Genomic DNA, 16780 nt, shown 5'->3' with positions numbered 1-16780 from the left:
GTTTGTTAATTACCAACCTGTAGTGACAGATACCAGCCGCGTTGATTTTTAGGATTAAAAATAGTGATGTCGCCCAGATTGGCATAGGCGGCAGTCACAGAAAAATTTTTATTCGGAAAATACGCCAGGAAGATATCAGAAAAATCTTTTTCATTGTCGATACCAAGGTTGCGTGGCTTCATTCGGTATTCCACGCCAGCGACCAGCTTGCGATGGATCAGATAGGCGGCGGAGCCTTCGAACATTGCCTGATAGTGATTGCTCTTATCCCCACCAAAACCGAGAATACCCATTTGATTTGCCTTGGTCAGACGCAAGGTCGCGCTCAGCAACAGACTTTGATCCAGATAGAGTTTGGTCGCTGACACGTAGTAATCAACCCCCGTGTCATTGCTGGCACCGAGTTGCCTGACGTTGCTTACTCCTAAAGCACCTAAGCCCGCTATACCGTTATTGCGTTTTAGCATGACACCAACGGCGATTTGCGGCAGTAATTTATCCTGATCAAATACCGCATCACCAGTCAGTTTTAATTTAATGCCGACAATGTCTTGCTGAATATTCAGTTGATCGAGCGGCGCTAGGCTACCGCTGAACTCTTGTTTTGAGAGCGACATTTCCAATTTATCGGCGAAACCCACGGCGACTCCGTAAGTCTTTAGTCGGTAATCCTGGGTACCGACTTGAGTAATGTGCGCGTTGATGCCGTAGCTATCTTCGCTGCCATATCCGGTGATCAAAGCCCACGGCGTAATTCCGCCACCGCCAGCGCCTTCGAGTTGTTTGACGCCGCCTGTTGCAAGGAATTTACCCATGTCGGGCGCCGGAAAATTATCGGCAGCGGCACTCGCTGCGAGTCCGCATAGCGTGGCGCTGAGCAGAGCGACCTTGATTGAGCGCAATGTGTTTTGATACATTCATTACTCCCTGTACGCGTCGTAAAAAATAAGCTTTGAGTCGTTTGCAAACCATTGCAATGAAGCGTAGCAGGCTTATGCTTGCTTTGGCATTACTTCTTCACCACAAAAAACGTCACGGACAATATCCGGAGGACAAAGTTTTTCCTGAAACTCAATTAAAAGTACGTTGAAACCAAATTGAAGTTCAGTTCAACTTTAGATCAACTATTGTTAAATACCGTTGGAAAAGTCATCGTCAAACCGTAAAAATCCAGCGACGAATTTGACAACACTTTACCAAAAAATACCCACACCTCTCATGGAAAATCGTACCAGCCAGCGACAAGTCTCTATATTATTGAGTTGTGTATAAATTTCGATACATTGTGATGCGTCACTCTGGCTATCTATGCCGAGTGATCCGTTGTCCGTTTGCAAAAAGAAGTAAGACCATTTTGCTATAAAAGAAAAGTAAAGCGAAATGCGCCCCATGCTTCTCATGCGGCTGCGACCAGAGCATCGTCGGATTATCATCAGGAACCCAAAGGCATGAGCAAGTCTTCCTTACGTCGCGAACTGGTTGTGCCCATTACCGTGCTGGTGATAGGTGTGTCCGCGGCGATTGCCTGGGTGTCGATGAAGGCGGGAACCGATGCCGTGCATACACTGACGCAACGGGTCTTGATCGATATGGTCAACCGGATTAGTCATGCGACGGAGCAACATCTTGATGGCGCTCTGATCGCCCTGGAATCTGTTGCTCCCGATCCCAAGCGTCAGCCAAAGGCGCAGAATTTTTCCGATGATCTGCATAATCTCGAAGTTAAATTGTGGGCTGCCAGTGGTCTGTTCATGGATGTGAACAACTATGTCTATTACGGCGGCGAAGATGGCCGTATGGTCGGCGTCTTCCGGATACGCAATGATTTTGTCGAGTTGTACTGGCATGAACCAAATACCGCTTTGCGTCAGGTTTATAAAGTCAATGCCCCGGGCGACCGTGCCGAAGTATTGCGTACTGATCAATACGATCCGCGCAAACGGCCGTGGTATCAGGCAGCGGCGCATACCGACAAGCCGGTATGGTCAAAAATTTATAATGATTTTACGTCCGCAGAACCAACAGTGACGCTGGCCAAAGCGGTGTATCAGCAGGACCGCTCCCTCGCTGGTGTTGTCGCGACGGATGTCACCTTGAAAGTGTTGTCAGATTTTTTGCGTACGCTGGATATCAGTAAAAATAGTGTGGCCTATATCATTGACAGCGATGGTTACATCGTTGCGACCTCGGGTGAGGAGCAGGCGGTAAAGCGGGTGAATGGCGCGCCTGAACGTTTGCTTGCTTCAGAAATGAAATCGCCACTGATCAGCGAGACGTATAAGAAAAGCGACACCTGGCAACGCAAAATTTTACAAGGAGACAAAACAGTCTCTTCGACTCAGCAGTTAGAGCTCGCCATCGGGACGGTCGATGTCGCGGTGTCATCGCTAGGAACTAGACAGGGCTTGAATTGGCTGACCGTCGTTGCTGTGCCGCGTTCAGACTTTATGAGCAGCATCAATCAAGGTTTTTTTCAGAGCTTGGTGATTGCTATCGCCTGTATCGTATTTGCCCTGACCATTGGCCTGACGATTGTGGATAGGGTGATCCGGGATATCCGCAAGCTGACCAGTGCGGCAGAAAAATTTGGCGATGGACAACCTCTGCCTGAATTGAATATACGACGTGATGATGAAATCGGTATTCTGGCGCAGACCCTGATTGAAATGGAAAACAAACTGCGCTTTGATAAGCTGACGCAGGTCGCCAACAGAGAATCCTTATTCGCACAAATCAATTACCTGCAAAAAAATGCTATGAACAAGGCGCATGGTCTGGAGGTATTTACGTTGCTATTCGTCGATCTCGACCGCTTTAAGTATATCAATGATAACTATGGACATGATGCTGGTGATCGCGCATTGGTGATTATTGCCGCCCGTCTTCAAGCTTCTATCCGGGACACCGATATCGTGGCCCGTTATGGCGGCGACGAATTTGTGTTGCTACTGAAAGATACAAAGAGTTCGATCGATATTCACAATATGGTTGAGAAAATTTCTACCCTGGTAGAAGAGCCGATCGCACTCGATGACGTGATTGTCAGCGTCGGCGTATCAATCGGCTGGGCGAGTTATCCGGAAGATGGCGACGATTATGTGCGACTGATTAAGATCGCGGACAGTCGTATGTATAAACGGAAGCGGGACCGGAAAAATAAACAGATGCATTTGGTCTGATGCAGAACGGCTATGCTGTAACGTAACCCATTGCTAGCCAACTTGCAAAAAACCACCGAAGCTCAGCCCGGAGTGGATTCCCATGTCTGCAACCAGCTTAAAAATTGATCGGACGGCATAGGTTTACTGATGTAGTAGCCCTGTGCCTGATCACAGCCCATGTCTTTCAATAAGCTCATAACTTCTTTGTTTTCTACACCCTCGGCGACTACGCGTAATCCCATATTGTGACCAAGATCGATCGTCGACTTGACGATCTTGGTGTCGTCAATATCTTGTTCCATCTTCAGTACGAACGACTTATCAATTTTCAGCTCATCAACTGGCAGGCTCTTCAGATATGCCAGCGATGAGTAACCGGTACCGAAATCGTCAATCGATAAATCAGCACCCATTGCATGCAATCGTTCCAGCGTATTTTGCGCACGAACCGGATCATCCATAATCGCGCTCTCGGTTATTTCCAGGCAAAATGCGGCAGGAGTGATCTGGTGTTTCTCAAGGATATCTGCAAATTTATTCGGTAAATCCTGATCGAGTAAATCGCGGGTAGAGAGGTTTACCGACATCTTCAGCTGGCGACCATCGGCAATCCAGATACTGCAAACACGGGCAGCCTCGTTCAGTACCCAGCGTGTCAATTGACGGATAAAACCGGTTTGTTCTGCAAACGGAATGAATTGATCAGGATAAATGAAGCCACGCTCAGGATGTATCCAGCGTATCAGTGCTTCGACAGCAATCACCTTGCCGCTATCGAGTGCGACTTTGGGTTGTACATACAGACGAAAGTTTTCCTGCTCCAGCGCCGTTCTTAGCTCGCTTAATAAGGACAAGCTCTGCTGACTGGTCTTGTCTATTGCGGGCGTATAAGTTACTGCGCCACTGTTGGCATGTTTAGCCGTGTACATGGCTACTTCGGCCCGGCTTAATAAGGACTCCGCATCATTCGCATTATCAGGAAAACCGGCAATGCCGATGCCTGCGCCCAGATCTACCGTCTGATCTTCAATGGAGATCGGTTTTTCCAGAGACTGTAAAATTCTTGCTGCAAGATCTTGCGCTTCCCTGAAGGACGAATTCGGCAGCAGGATCGCAAATTCATCACCACCCAAGCGTGCTGGTTTTGTTCCGCCCTGACCTAATTCATCACTAAGTCTGAGTGCAACTTGTTTGAGCAACTGATCGCCAAAACTATGGCCCATCACGTCATTGACGTGTTTGAAACGATCCAGATCCATCATTAATACAAAGCAGGCCTGCTCCGTGGCGCGCGCCTGTTTGATTGCATCTTGCAGCATGCTCACAAACAAAGCACGGTTAGGTAAATTGGTCAGGGTGTCCCAATACGCTAGTCGCCGGATTTCTTTTTCACGGTTCGCGATACCGTCGCGCATCGTTGCGAAAGTCTGTGCGAGATCACCGATTTCATCATTTCTTTTTACTGTAATAGCAGCGGTGTAGTCGCCTGCACCTAATCGTTTCGCGGTATCGGCTAATTGTCGCATTGGTTCGGTAATCCGTTTGGTGCTGAGCACACTGATGATGCTGGCGATAATGACGCCCAATACGGTGAGGATCAGAAGATTTCTTTGTAATTTTTTGTAGGGAGCAATCGCTTCACTGACCGAAATTTGCAAGACTGCGACCGTCATTGAGTCCGCATTTTGAGCAAGCTTTAAGACGCGTGCGCTGTAGTCTTCATCACCGATATTGAGGTCGGCAATGAGTTGGCTTTTCTCATTGATTTTCGGTACTAGTTGAGCCAGTTGCTTTACCTGTTCGCTATTCAGGGTAGATACACCCGGCTTCCATTTGCCATCAGCACCACTGGTGAGTAAGGTGACCTGTAATGCGGACAGCTCGCGCATATCGGCAACGATTTTTTGATCGATAGGAATTGCCATTACTACCCATGCAATCCTGACGGGTGCTTTGACAGAAATCATCACTAGCTGATAAGGATGTCCCTCTACGATGGCGGTACTGAAGGCGCTGCCATTTTCTGATTGCTCTGCCAGAATAAATAATGGCTGCAGAGATGATGTGGCATTATTCGCCAGACTATTATTGGTGGAGGCCGCAACAGTTTTGTCTAATCTGACTAAAGTAGAAAAACTCGCGCCAAATCTGTCGCCAAGGTTACTTAGTGCGGATACGATTGTGTCGGTATCGTTGGTCGCAATCGCCTCACGGAATGCAAATTCGGACGCCAGTACGCGCGCGCCTTCGGTTAATTTTTGTTTGTTTTGATCGAGTAAGTGACCAAAAATTTTCTCGCTAATTTTTAGCTCTTCCTGAATTGCAGCGCGTGCATTGCTATCAATCGCATTACGGATAGCAAAAAAGCCCGCGAGCTGAACGGCGAGAATCAAGACGATAAACAGGGTAACGACACGACTTTCCAGACTATGCAAACGCATGAATTTCCTTGCAAAATACTTTTGATATAGCGGTGAAGTGAATGATTAATTAGCTCGTATTTCAATGACCGGCAAAAAACGGCCAGCCTATGTATGCTTCTCTTTTGCGATACCTGCTCAGGCAAATAATTGCCGCGCTGTGCTGCGATCAAAAGGCTTTTCTATTTTAATGCCTGAACAGAGAAATTTTCTTAATTTACTTTGAAACCAAGCTTGATCGTAATCGTGGCATTGTCATCTTTAATATTCACTGGCTGTTCGCTGATAGCGCCGCCTGTCATCTGTTTGAAGTGCCAGGTTTTGAGTGTGTATTTACCATTGGGAATAGACGCGACCCGGGCTTTGCCGCTGGCGTCTGTCTTGGCAAAATAGGGCGTATCGACCACTTGAATATACGCCAGCATCTGATCGTGTATATTACAGCCGACAACGATCGTGCCAGGTTTGTCGAAGATAATTGGCGCTTCGGGTTTGCCCGCGTAGAGTTTCAGCTCAAACGTCTTGGCTGGTGAGAATGAATATGCGTGGTGCCGGACGGTATCATTGTTCGGAAAGCTGATGGAAGTTCCTGTTTGCACGACTGTGACCAGTGGCATGAACTTTTTATCTTTTTGCTGAATTTCGGCATTCGCGGATTTTACTTTTTCTGCATTGCCATTTTCAAAGTACACGACGGCATCTGCAACCGCTTGTCCCGCGCTGTCGACTACTTGCACCAGTTGACTTGCTTGCGCAGGGAGCAACTGCGTAGCGAGCAAGGCGATCACTGCAAATCGTTGAAGTTTCTTGGCATGTAACATCGTGGCTGTCCTTGTTAAGCGATCGTGTGGCGCATTGCAGTCGGCAATGGTGGCAGATTGCATTGGTGTCAGGCAACTTTACTGGTTTCTTTGTTTTCTTGCAGAGACTAAACCGCTTACTTGCTAGCTCCGTTGTTATAATAGTGTAAAAATTGCTATGTAAAAACCTTTGTTCCTCAGGTTTTATAAAGATAATGAATAAAATTGCAAGTATCCCAACCTGGCGCCGGCTTGCAAGTCGTAAGTAAATGCACTGTAATTGTTGTAAATGTTTTCGTGCTTATTGTTTCCTGGTTGCAGCTAAGGTATTGTCGTTCGACTTTATTTGCTTTTTTTCGGACATCTCTTAGATAGAGTATGGATTCCATCATTAAACACCTTGTGGAAATCACCGGTCATCGCGATCATGATCTCCTCAATATTTCTGTTATTTCTGCATTGTGCGAGTTGACCAATGCAGAGTACGCGCGCGTGCTCGATATTGCCACGGTAGGCTTGCAGATATTTATACAACCACAAATTACCATTAAACATGGCAAGGTTGTCGCTTTGGCAGAACATGCAGTCGCGAGTCAGGGCGGCGATGCGATTGGTAAATATCCGGCTCTCGAAGAGGGGATTAAGCAGCACATGGGCTTGATCGAAGGACGCTCAGAAGACGGCAAGCGCTTGATCTGGCTTCCGATGTGGGTCAATGAGAAGCTGAATACCTGTCTTGAAATCGCGAACCCCGCCTCATACTCAGAAAATACCATGCAGGTCATGGAAGGTATTTTGATCGTTTATCGTAATTTCCAGAACCTGCTGGACTACAGCGAGCGCGATTCACTGACAGGACTACTTAACCGTAAAACGTTTGACGATAACTTCTCAAAAATTTTGCGGGCGAGCTCCCAGCAAACTAATGGTGTGGGCGGCGAAGACGGCGATGAGATACAACAGGATCGTCGTGCCAGTGAGCCGGAAAAACAAAATTGGCTGGCGGTGCTCGACATCGATCACTTCAAGCGAGTAAATGACCAGTTTGGCCATCTGTATGGCGACGAAGTCCTGATTCTGATTGCGAATTTATTGCGTTCCTCTTTCCGGCCTACAGATCGCCTGTTCCGCTTTGGCGGTGAAGAATTTGTGATCTTATTGCGCTCGACTTCTCAGGAAGACGCCCAGCATATTTTTGATCGTTTCCGTGAAAATGTGGAGCAATATAATTTTCCGCAGGTCGGCAGAGTTACGGTCAGCGTGGGTTTCGCCCGTATTGATGCATTTGAGCCGGCAGTCGCGATCATGGGACGTGCTGACCAGGCGCTGTATTTTGCCAAAAGTAATGGCCGTAACCGTACCTGCTACTACGATACGCTGGTGACCAGCGGTGACTTGCACGCTGAGCAGTCAAACGACACGGCTGAATTTTTCTAAGTCCAGTAGAAGAGCGGTATTACTAAACGTGGTTCTTCTGCTTGCTGCGTGCCGTTGTCAGAATGAATACGCTACCCAGAATAATCGTCATCGCCAGTATTTCGCGAGCCGCTACCTGCTCTCCTCCCAGCATCACTCCCAATGCCACGGCGATGACCGGATTTACATACGCATAGCTGCCAGCCAGAGCGGGCGGTACGGCGGACAATAAATACATGTAGGCTGTAAAAGCCAGCAAAGATCCGGCGACCACAAGATACGACCAGGCAAACATCGCATTCATGGTGATGGGCGCAGTGAATTTTTCACCGGATAAAAAACCAACCATTGTCAGGAATACGCCGCCCAGCAGCATCTCACTGGCAAATCCCATGGCACCTGGCGCCATCTTCAATTTACGTTGCGATAAGACGGAGCCGATATCCCAGCAAAGAATCGCACCCAGCAGACTGATAATACCGGCAGGTCGTGCAGAGAATTCACCTCCTAGCGAGAGCAGAACAGCACCAGCGAATCCTATGACGATACCTGTCCATTCGCGTCTGTTTGGCCAGTCACCGAACAGGCCCACGCAGAAAGATAAAATCATCGGCGAGCAGGCAATAAAAACTGCAGTCAGGCCGGACGAAATACTTTGCTGTGCAACTGCTGTCAACCCCATGCCACCACCCAGCATCAGGACGCCGACAACACCGCCGTCGCGCCATTCGCGCCAGCTTGGATTGGCGGTGCCACGAAATTTTTGCCAGGCAAACAGTAAGCCACCCGCCATCAGGAACCTTGTCCCCATGAGTAAAAACGGGGGAAATGCGGTCAATGCGACATGGATGGCAAAGTAAGTTGAGCCCCAAACGATATACACCGTGAGTAAAGCAATCAAAACAGAGCGTGGCAAACGTGACATGACAATCTTTCGGGAAAAACGACTTTGAATGTAAATAGTGTAGGTGACTAAAACCAGATTATGAATGGATAAAACAAGGTAAATCAGTTACATTACTTTGAGATTAATTGAAAAACAGGTGATTTTCCATGAAGTTGGATTTAGATCAGATGGACGCAAAAATCCTGGATATTTTGCAGGCCGATGCAAGAGTCACGCTGGCTGAAATCGGACGACGCATTCATATGAGTCAGCCCGCAGTCGCCGAACGGGTGAAACGTATGGAGGCCGCCAACGTGATCACGGGCTACCATGCGCGCGTCAATCCAGAAGCGCTGGGCTATGGCATTACCGCGTTTGTCCGCGTCGCCAGCCGCTCCAGCGATATTCCAGTTACTAAAATTGCTGAACAGGTTCCCGAGGTCATCGAGTGTCACGCGATTACTGGTGAAGATTGCGTGGTTGTTAAAGTGGTTGCGCCGTCCGTCAAAGAGCTGGAGCGAGTGATTGTGAGTCTGGCCCGCTGCGGCGTCACATCGACGTCCCTGATACTCTCGTCGTCGATAGAGCGGCGTGCGATTACTCCGGTCACGTTGTCTACATAAATTAATCACCGAAGGCTCGCGTCTACATCAGACTTCTTTGATCAAACCTGAATAGATGCCGAACAGACTCAGTCAGCCACAGCTGACCACAACCAGCCGGATAAATTGTATGGAACTCCGCCAACTCCGTTATTTTGTCGCCATCGTCGATCATGGTTCCTTGTCCCGTGCGGCGCGCGTGCTGCATATCGTACAGCCCGCATTGACTCAGCAATTACAGCAGCTTGAAGAGGAATTGGGCACGTTGTTGCTGCATCGCTCAGCGCAAGGCATGCAGGCAACCGATGCCGGCAAACTGTTTTACGAGCATGCACAAGCTATACTTAAACAAGTCAGTGATGCCAAATCCGCTGTTGCACAATCGACGGACAAGCCCACAGGCACAGTAGCGCTCGGCATACCGCAAAGCGCGTCCGGCGCCTTAGCTTTCCCTTTGCTCAAAGCAGTCCGCGCCGCTTATCCGGATATTGTTTTTCAGTTGACCGAAGAGTTAACCGGCAACCTGACCGAGCAGTTGCGTTCAGGGCGATTAAATCTGGCGATCTTGTTTGACGATGGTCAGCTGGGAAATTTCGCGAGTAAGCCGCTAGTAGAAGAAGAGCTGATGTATATCACCCGCAGCGATTCCCAATTCGCCTGCAAGCGCAAAAGTCTCACCCTGGAAAAGGCGTTGCAGGCGACCTTGATCTTGCCCAGTATTCAGCATGGCGTCCGGCCCCGAATAGAGCAAGTCGTCAGGCAGCAAGGCAAGCAAATCGATCATGTCATCGACATCACCTCAATCGCGATTCTGAAGTCTGCGTTAATGGCGGATATGGGCGCAACCATCTTACCTGTGTCGCCGTTGCTCGCGGAAATTGAGCGCGGCGAGATGCGCGCTTCATCCATCAGCGATGTACAGCTATCGCGCACCGTTACTCTCTGTGCTTCAAAAAATATTCCTCTGACCAATGCTGCAATGGCCGTCGAGAATCTGGTGTTGACCGTTACCCGCGAGCTGTGTGTCAGCGGTAAGTGGCTGGGGACGACGAATTTAATACCTTAGCTCGGGGATGTTGATGCCATGGCAGGTGTTTTAATTAACGCTGAATAGCGCATAGTGATACAAGAACGCATTGCGTTTCCTAAAGCGAATCCGCAGTCTGGATGCGCCTTCTGGCACGAAATGCCGCCGAAAGCCGCATCCAGACTGCGGATTCAAATTTAGAAATTTCTAAAAACTTCCGATTTAAAAATTACATCGATAAGATCGACTCACAAACTAAGACCTCTCAACACAGAGACACGGAGACACAGAGAAAAGGCAGTAGTAAGGGCTCCACGAAATATGAATTAAAGTGGTTTTAGATGTTCCCTTTTAGAGATCCTTTATTATTGATGGCAAGCCAGAGTGCAATACGGATCTCACATCCTTTGCTTCAAGCCAGCCGCAGCTCGCTCACTGCATCAAAAAATACTGCTTTAGAAAGATCAAATGCCAGACGCATGGTTTGTCCCGGCATTGCCGCTGCGCGAGGGTGGGTGCGGCAGGTGATTCTTGCTCCGTTGAAGCGAGAGAACACCAGCGTATCCGGGCCTGTTGGCTCCGTCAGTTCAATTACGCAATCAACCTCAGTCGGATGGTAGCCATCTGCGGTCTCAGAGCGACGTGCGCTGACGGCATCTGTGACATGCTCAGGCCGGATTCCGAGAATGATGTCGGCAGGCGCATTGCCAGCCAGATTTTTTTTCAGGGACAGAGCTAATTTTTCTGGCAAAGGAAGGTGAGTCGTTTTCCCCGCGTGCTCCAGCATAAATGCGACATGTCCTGTATCGCTGACGAGCTTTCCGCGTAAAAAATTCATTGAGGGTGATCCGATAAAACCCGCTACGAACATATTGGATGGCTGATCGTAGATCTCCTGCGGGCTGCCAAACTGTTGCACGACACCGTCCTTCATCACGGCAATGCGGTCTCCCAGCGTCATGGCCTCGACCTGATCATGCGTGACATAGACTGTGGTGGTGCCCAGACGCTGATGCATCAGCTTGATTTCGGCACGCATTTCTACGCGCAGCTTGGCGTCTAGGTTCGATAGTGGCTCATCAAATAAAAACAGTGAAGGGTTACGTGCAATTGCCCGCCCCATCGCGACACGCTGACGCTGTCCTCCAGATAAGTGAGCGGGTTTGCGGTCCAGCAAATGCGTCATCTGTAATGTCTCGGCAACCCGCTCAACAATACGCTTTTGCTCATCTTTGGGCACCTTGCGGATGCCAAGGCCAAACGAAATATTTTCTCTGACGGTCATCGTTGGATACAAGGCATAGGACTGAAACACCATCGCAATATCCCGTGACTTTGGCGGCACATTATTGACGCAGCGGTCACCGATACAGATTTCTCCTTCTGTCACGGTTTCCAGTCCGGCGATCATGTTCAGCAGGGTAGATTTACCGCAGCCGGAGCCGCCAACAAGGATCAGAAATTCGCCTTCTTTAATCTCTAAATTAATGCCTTTTAAAATCTCTGCACCGTTTGGATAAACCTTACGTACGTTGCGTATCGATAAACTTGCCATTCCTGCTGTCTCCTGAAACTATGTGTTGTCGTTGATTTTGTCAGGCACTTGCCACTCACAACGTTATTTTGATTGATGTTGATTGGTATATCAGTGTGGTGATTGGCTATTAGCCTCAGCCTTTCACAGCACCGGCAGTCAGACCTCTGACAAAATATTTGCCGGCGACCAGGTACAAGACCAGGGTCGGCAGAGCTGCAATGATGGCCGCCGCCATGTTGACGTTATATTCCGTCACACCGGTCGAGGTATTCACCAGATTATTTAACGCCACCGTAATTGGTTGCGCATCTGAGCCGCCAAACACCACGCCGAATAAAAAGTCGTTCCAGATCTGGGTAAATTGCCAGATAAAGCACACCATAAAAATCGGTAAAGAAAGCGGCAAAATAATACGCCAGTAAATCATGCCAAAACCTGCACCGTCGATCCTTGCGGCTTTCACCAATTCATCGGGTACCGATACATAGTAATTACGGAAAAATAAGGTGGTGAAGGCAATACCGTAGATGATGTGTACCAGGATCAGACCGTAAGTCGTGTTTGCCAGATGCATCAGGCCAAGTAGACGGGCCATCGGTAATATCACCACCTGAAAAGGGATGAAGCAGCCGACCATGAGTGCGGTAAAGACGATTTCAGACCCGCGAAAACGCCAGTGTGCCAGGACATAGCCGTTCACCGATCCGACGAAGGTCGAGATCAATACGGCTGGAATCACCATCTTTACGGAGTTCCAGAAGTAGGGCGCCAGTCCCTCGCATTGCACGCCAGTGCAGGCACCGCCCCAGGCTTTGGCCCATGCGGCTGTAGTCGGATGTAAAGGAATATCAAGCAGATTGCCGCTACGAATTTCATCGAGGGATTTCAATGAGGTCGTGACCATGACGTATAGCGGCGCCAGATAATACAGAGCGCAAAAAACTAGCAAAACATAGATAGCAATACGACCCAGCCGCACACCGGACGATGTTGACGAATTAGCGTGCATGTCGCGCCTCTTTTGCTTCAAGATAAATCAAGGGAACCAGTACGGCTAGTACGGTTGCCAGCATCATCATCGCAGATGCAGCACCCAAGCCAAGTTGTCCGCGGGTGAAAGAAAACTGGTACATAAAAATCGCCGGAACATCTGATGAGGTACCTGGCCCGCCAGCAGTCAATGCCATCACCAGATCAAAACTCTTGATCGCAATATGCGACAACACCAGCAATACGCTGAAGAATACGGGACGCAAGGATGGAATGACGATACGGCGATAAATGGTTGGCAAGCTCGCGCCGTCTACCATGGCGGCTTTGATAATGCTGTCGTCAATGCCGCGCAAACCTGCAAGAAATAAGGCCATCACAAAACCGGATGATTGCCATACGCCGGCAATGACGACGGTATAGATTGCCATATCGGAGTCAACCAGCCAGTCCAGAGTGAAGTTCGGAAACCCCCAGTCTCTTACCATTTTTTCCAGTCCAAGCCCAGGATTGAGTATCCATTTCCAGGCCGCACCCGTCACGATAAACGATAGAGCCATCGGGTACAGATAGATTGCCCGCAACGCACCTTCGGCACGGATACGCTGATCAAGAAATACAGCGAGTAACAAGCCGACTACCAGGCAGATCAGAATAAACAGTCCGCCAAAAATACCGAGATTGCTGGCAGATACCCACCAGCGATCAATATCAAATAAAGCGACGTATTGCGAGAATCCGGACAACGTGTAGTTCGGCATCAGGCGGGATTCTGTCAAAGACAAATACGCGGTCAGTCCGATAAAACCGTACACAAAAATCAGGGAGGCGATGATGGTGGGTGACAATACAATGCGCGGAAGCCAGACATCGGCAAAACTGGCAAAGCCGTGTGGACTTTTACGTGGGCTGCTGTTGGGTGAGACACCCGGTGTTGCGGGGGAAGACGCTGACATCAAAAATCTCCGGATCGATCAGATGGGCATACATCGTCTGATTGATCTTATACATATTTAAGTTGGACGTCAGCCTAGCCGACGTCCAATTTTTTCAGATTACTTCGCTTTTGCCGCTTTGGCTAAAGCTTGTACCGCAGCCTGAGACGTCATGGTGGAGTTCATGAACTTCGCAATCACGTCCTGAATCGCGCCAGCCTTGGCAGAATCAATTGCCATACCGTGGGCGAAACTTGGTACCAGACCACCGCTCTTGCTCGTCGCATCCATGTCGTCCATGGATTTGAGTGCGCAGCTATCAAACTTGGCGCGGGACACGCCAGCCCGTGCCGGGATAGAACCTTTGTTCAGGTTAAATACTTCCTGAAATTCCGGACTCATCACTGCGCTGGCTAAAGTGAGCTGAGACTTTTGTTGGTCGTCTTTTACCTTGAACATCGTCAGAGAATCGATGTTGAAGGTGAACGCCTTGTCGGTTCCCGGCGCAGCGAGGCATAAGAAATCCTTACCTGCGACTTTGCCAGCCGCCGTGAATTCGCCCTTGGCCCAATCCCCCATGAACTGCATACCCGCTTTGCCATTGATGACCATCGCGGTTGCCAGATTCCAGTCACGACCTGCGGCATCTTTGTCGATGTAGGTTTTGATCTTGGCCAGCGTATCAAACGTCTTGATCATCGTAGGGCCAGTCAAACTCGCCTGATCGAGCTGAACGATGGCTTTTTTGTAGAAGTCGGCACCGCCTACACCCAGCGCAACGGATTCAAATACCGTCGCATCTTGCCAGGGCTGACCACCATGGGCGATCGCGATCATGCCGGCTTTTTTGATCTTGTCGGCAGCATCAAAAAACTCATCCCAGTTACCAGGGGCTTTTGCACCGGCTTTTTTCAGTACTTCTGGGTTCACCCATAACCAGTTGACGCGATGCACATTGACAGGCGCTGCGACATAGTGACCCTGGTATTTCATGATATTTGAAACGACCTTCGGCAAATTCGCATCCCATTTGCCTTCGCTTGCGGCGGCATCGATATTCGCCAGAACACCTTCTTTACCCCACTCTTGAATCGATGGACCTTTAATCTGTGCGGCGGTTGGTGCGCTACCGGCGATGACACGGGCTTTCAATGCGGTCATGGCGTTTTCGCCACCACCACCGGCAACCGCGAAGTCTTTCCAGGTAACGCCTTTCGCTTCCATCATTTTTTTCAGTTCGGCGACGGATTTTGCTTCACCGCCGGAAGTCCAGTAATGCAACACTTCGACTTCAGCTGCCTGAACCTGAGCAGTGGCAGCGATCAGTGCTGTCACAGCCATTGTTGCCTGGACGATTTGTTTCAGTTTCATGATTGTCTTCTCCATTGTTTGCGACGCTTTGACTTGTTCGCAATGCGATTGATCTGGATATGCGGGAAGGAGGCGCAGTACCACGCTTCCTTCCGTTTAATTTTGTTATTGTGTCTGACTGAACCCGTGGTTCTATCAACTATTCAAATCAAAACCAGGTTTCGAGTTGAATGCCGACGGATGTGCCGCTAGTCTTGGTTCCATAGACCGGACCTGAGTTATTGCTCGCATTGACGGCTGCTGTTGCTGCATCATTCCATTTGCCATAGGTCACAAAGGCGCGTAATTCAGGGCGTGACCAGTAGCCTTCACCCATAGACAGCGTCGGGGCAAACGTTAATTTGGTCAAGCGCAACGCATCGCCGCCATTTGGCTGTGTGACACGGCTGGTGCCGACTTCTGCTTGCAGTTTGAAGTTCTTGGTCAAGGCATACACAGGTCTTGCACCTAATGTTGTCCAGGTAGATGAACCTTGGGCATCAGATTTGTCACGCTGCATCAATGCAATAAACTCAGTGCTGAATTGCGCTGTAGGCTGAATGACCAAGTTATCAAAGATACGCAAGCGTGTCACGTCTGAGCCTAGCGTTGTGCTACCTGAGCTACCGATACGATCACAGCAAGGGCCGCCAATACCGGTACCCGGACCAACGCCGTACTGAATGCCGAAGGTATTTGCACCGCCAAAGACTTTATCCTGCTTGTGGAAGACCGAGAATTGCCAGCCGTTGTGGCGATTGTCGCCCTGAGCACTGATCAGGGTAAAGGCCATATCGACGCTACCATTTTCATTGACAGGTACGCCTTCATAGATAAAATTCTGACGTACAGCGGCAGGGGTATTTTTTACTTTACCGGTCGTTGCGTCAATCTCATTTGTGTCATTGTCTTTGAAGACGGCATAGCCTAATTTACCTGGGCCGAAACCGCCGACTTTATCAAAGCCGCCGCCTGTACCATTCAGATTGATGTATTGCAAATCCAGCATATGGATATCAGGACGGAAGTAGTAACGCTTACCAATCCAGGCAGTACCACCGTTCAGGAAGTCCAGGCCTTTGGCCTCGACATAGGCTTTGGCGATTTCCGGTTTGGCATTGCCGAAGTCAGAACCATTTTTGTAAGCATCAATCCACAGTGTACCAACCCAGCTCACGCCGTTGTCGGATTTTGCCAATTCTTTGGTATAACCGCCTTCGAAATAGCTATCGCACTCATTGCCGAGGCGATACTTCATGGTGTTGCCACCCAGGTCGTAGCAGCTTTGCGGTCCTTTTTCGGAGCTGGAACCTACACCAGCACGTAAGTAACCGTGGAATTCGCCTTCTGCATCGCTGGCATGTGCCAGACCGGCGGACAAGGTGAGGGAAATTGCGAGGGGTAATGCTTTGAGGGCAGCACGAGATACGGCCTTGGTCATAATGTCTCCTTTGTTATAAATTAATCGCTCGCTAGCAAGCTGACGCCGCTGTTGAGCATGCGGTCATTCCCGGTGTATCCCGGTTAGGTATTCATTTGTTGCTGATGGCTGCCTGAATTTTCTGACCATCATTTGCGCAAAACGCGTGCTGGAACTTCTCACGGTATTGCTGCATTTTGTTGCGGCGAGCAGACATTAACATCGCAGAATATGTG

Annotated in this window: 13 protein-coding genes; 4 read left to right on the top strand and 9 right to left on the bottom strand. The window is 49.3% G+C overall.

Annotated features, from left to right (window positions below; all coding sequences use genetic code 11):
• Window positions 1-5 precede the first annotated feature (5 nt).
• Window positions 6-917 (bottom strand): DUF3034 family protein, encoded by a 912-nt coding sequence (locus ACO0K3_RS10340; RefSeq protein WP_422984302.1) that lies wholly within the window; start codon window positions 915-917, stop codon window positions 6-8.
• Window positions 918-1448: 531 nt separating this feature from the next.
• Between ACO0K3_RS10340 and ACO0K3_RS10335 the strand changes: the two genes are divergently transcribed.
• Window positions 1449-3179 (top strand): diguanylate cyclase domain-containing protein, encoded by a 1731-nt coding sequence (locus ACO0K3_RS10335; protein ID WP_422984300.1) that lies wholly within the window; start codon window positions 1449-1451, stop codon window positions 3177-3179.
• A gap of 62 nt (window positions 3180-3241) precedes the next feature.
• On the opposite strand, the gene ACO0K3_RS10330 is transcribed toward ACO0K3_RS10335, so the two are convergent.
• Both ACO0K3_RS10330 and ACO0K3_RS10325 read right to left on the bottom strand, forming a co-directional pair.
• Window positions 3242-5602 carry an EAL domain-containing protein gene (locus ACO0K3_RS10330; RefSeq protein ID WP_422984298.1) on the bottom strand — a complete coding sequence of 787 codons (2361 nt, stop codon included), beginning with the start codon at window positions 5600-5602 and terminating at the stop codon, window positions 3242-3244.
• Between the two features lie 191 nt (window positions 5603-5793).
• Window positions 5794-6402: a methylamine utilization protein gene (locus ACO0K3_RS10325; protein ID WP_422984296.1), complete on the bottom strand. Its 609-nt coding sequence runs from the start codon at window positions 6400-6402 to the stop codon at window positions 5794-5796.
• Window positions 6403-6759: 357 nt separating this feature from the next.
• Between ACO0K3_RS10325 and ACO0K3_RS10320 the strand changes: the two genes are divergently transcribed.
• Window positions 6760-7818 carry a GGDEF domain-containing protein gene (locus tag ACO0K3_RS10320; protein WP_422984294.1) on the top strand — a complete coding sequence of 353 codons (1059 nt, stop codon included), beginning with the start codon at window positions 6760-6762 and terminating at the stop codon, window positions 7816-7818.
• Window positions 7819-7840: 22 nt separating this feature from the next.
• Here the strand turns inward: ACO0K3_RS10320 and yedA are convergent, their stop codons facing one another.
• On the bottom strand, window positions 7841-8722 hold the full coding sequence (gene yedA / locus ACO0K3_RS10315) for a drug/metabolite exporter YedA (RefSeq protein ID WP_422984292.1): 882 nt from the start codon (window positions 8720-8722) through the stop codon (window positions 7841-7843).
• A 128-nt stretch (window positions 8723-8850) separates the two neighbouring features.
• Between yedA and ACO0K3_RS10310 the strand changes: the two genes are divergently transcribed.
• Together ACO0K3_RS10310 and ACO0K3_RS10305 are read left to right on the top strand one after the other, a co-directional pair.
• A complete protein-coding gene (locus ACO0K3_RS10310; protein ID WP_422984290.1) occupies window positions 8851-9306 on the top strand; it encodes an Lrp/AsnC family transcriptional regulator in 456 nt (151 codons plus the stop codon).
• Between the two features lie 109 nt (window positions 9307-9415).
• Window positions 9416-10351 carry a LysR substrate-binding domain-containing protein gene (locus tag ACO0K3_RS10305; RefSeq protein ID WP_422984288.1) on the top strand — a complete coding sequence of 312 codons (936 nt, stop codon included), beginning with the start codon at window positions 9416-9418 and terminating at the stop codon, window positions 10349-10351.
• Window positions 10352-10724: 373 nt separating this feature from the next.
• Here ACO0K3_RS10305 and ACO0K3_RS10300 read toward each other — a convergent pair whose 3' ends face one another.
• The 5 genes from ACO0K3_RS10300 to ACO0K3_RS10280 form a co-directional block, all read right to left on the bottom strand.
• Window positions 10725-11867 carry an ABC transporter ATP-binding protein gene (locus tag ACO0K3_RS10300; RefSeq protein WP_422984286.1) on the bottom strand — a complete coding sequence of 381 codons (1143 nt, stop codon included), beginning with the start codon at window positions 11865-11867 and terminating at the stop codon, window positions 10725-10727.
• Between the two features lie 115 nt (window positions 11868-11982).
• The gene (locus ACO0K3_RS10295; protein ID WP_422984284.1) at window positions 11983-12858 is read right to left on the bottom strand and encodes a carbohydrate ABC transporter permease; all 876 of its coding nucleotides are present in this window, start codon (window positions 12856-12858) and stop codon (window positions 11983-11985) included.
• A complete protein-coding gene (locus ACO0K3_RS10290; protein WP_422984282.1) occupies window positions 12848-13795 on the bottom strand; it encodes a carbohydrate ABC transporter permease in 948 nt (315 codons plus the stop codon). The genes ACO0K3_RS10295 and ACO0K3_RS10290 overlap by 11 nt, the downstream gene beginning before the upstream one ends.
• Before the next feature lie 99 nt (window positions 13796-13894).
• Window positions 13895-15145 carry an ABC transporter substrate-binding protein gene (locus tag ACO0K3_RS10285; RefSeq protein ID WP_422984280.1) on the bottom strand — a complete coding sequence of 417 codons (1251 nt, stop codon included), beginning with the start codon at window positions 15143-15145 and terminating at the stop codon, window positions 13895-13897.
• A gap of 148 nt (window positions 15146-15293) precedes the next feature.
• On the bottom strand, window positions 15294-16565 hold the full coding sequence (locus tag ACO0K3_RS10280; RefSeq protein ID WP_422984278.1) for a maltoporin: 1272 nt from the start codon (window positions 16563-16565) through the stop codon (window positions 15294-15296).
• Window positions 16566-16780 lie beyond the last annotated feature (215 nt).

This window comes from Undibacterium sp. Rencai35W (assembly GCF_049340185.1).
Lineage (GTDB): Bacteria > Pseudomonadota > Gammaproteobacteria > Burkholderiales > Burkholderiaceae_D > Undibacterium.
Note: the sequence above shows the minus strand (reverse complement) of the source record. Positions and strands in the feature narration are given on the sequence as shown.

Coding starts and splice junctions, on each gene's coding strand:
- ACO0K3_RS10320 (WP_422984294.1), top strand. CDS start 6,760: ATGGATTCCATCATTAAACACCTTGTGGAAATCACCGGTCATCGCGAT.
- ACO0K3_RS10340 (WP_422984302.1), bottom strand. CDS start 917: ATGTATCAAAACACATTGCGCTCAATCAAGGTCGCTCTGCTCAGCGCC.
- yedA (WP_422984292.1), bottom strand. CDS start 8,722: ATGTCACGTTTGCCACGCTCTGTTTTGATTGCTTTACTCACGGTGTAT.
- ACO0K3_RS10325 (WP_422984296.1), bottom strand. CDS start 6,402: ATGTTACATGCCAAGAAACTTCAACGATTTGCAGTGATCGCCTTGCTC.
- ACO0K3_RS10290 (WP_422984282.1), bottom strand. CDS start 13,795: ATGTCAGCGTCTTCCCCCGCAACACCGGGTGTCTCACCCAACAGCAGC.
- ACO0K3_RS10295 (WP_422984284.1), bottom strand. CDS start 12,858: ATGCACGCTAATTCGTCAACATCGTCCGGTGTGCGGCTGGGTCGTATT.
- ACO0K3_RS10300 (WP_422984286.1), bottom strand. CDS start 11,867: ATGGCAAGTTTATCGATACGCAACGTACGTAAGGTTTATCCAAACGGT.
- ACO0K3_RS10335 (WP_422984300.1), top strand. CDS start 1,449: ATGAGCAAGTCTTCCTTACGTCGCGAACTGGTTGTGCCCATTACCGTG.
- ACO0K3_RS10330 (WP_422984298.1), bottom strand. CDS start 5,602: ATGCGTTTGCATAGTCTGGAAAGTCGTGTCGTTACCCTGTTTATCGTC.
- ACO0K3_RS10305 (WP_422984288.1), top strand. CDS start 9,416: ATGGAACTCCGCCAACTCCGTTATTTTGTCGCCATCGTCGATCATGGT.
- ACO0K3_RS10310 (WP_422984290.1), top strand. CDS start 8,851: ATGAAGTTGGATTTAGATCAGATGGACGCAAAAATCCTGGATATTTTG.
- ACO0K3_RS10285 (WP_422984280.1), bottom strand. CDS start 15,145: ATGAAACTGAAACAAATCGTCCAGGCAACAATGGCTGTGACAGCACTG.
- ACO0K3_RS10280 (WP_422984278.1), bottom strand. CDS start 16,565: ATGACCAAGGCCGTATCTCGTGCTGCCCTCAAAGCATTACCCCTCGCA.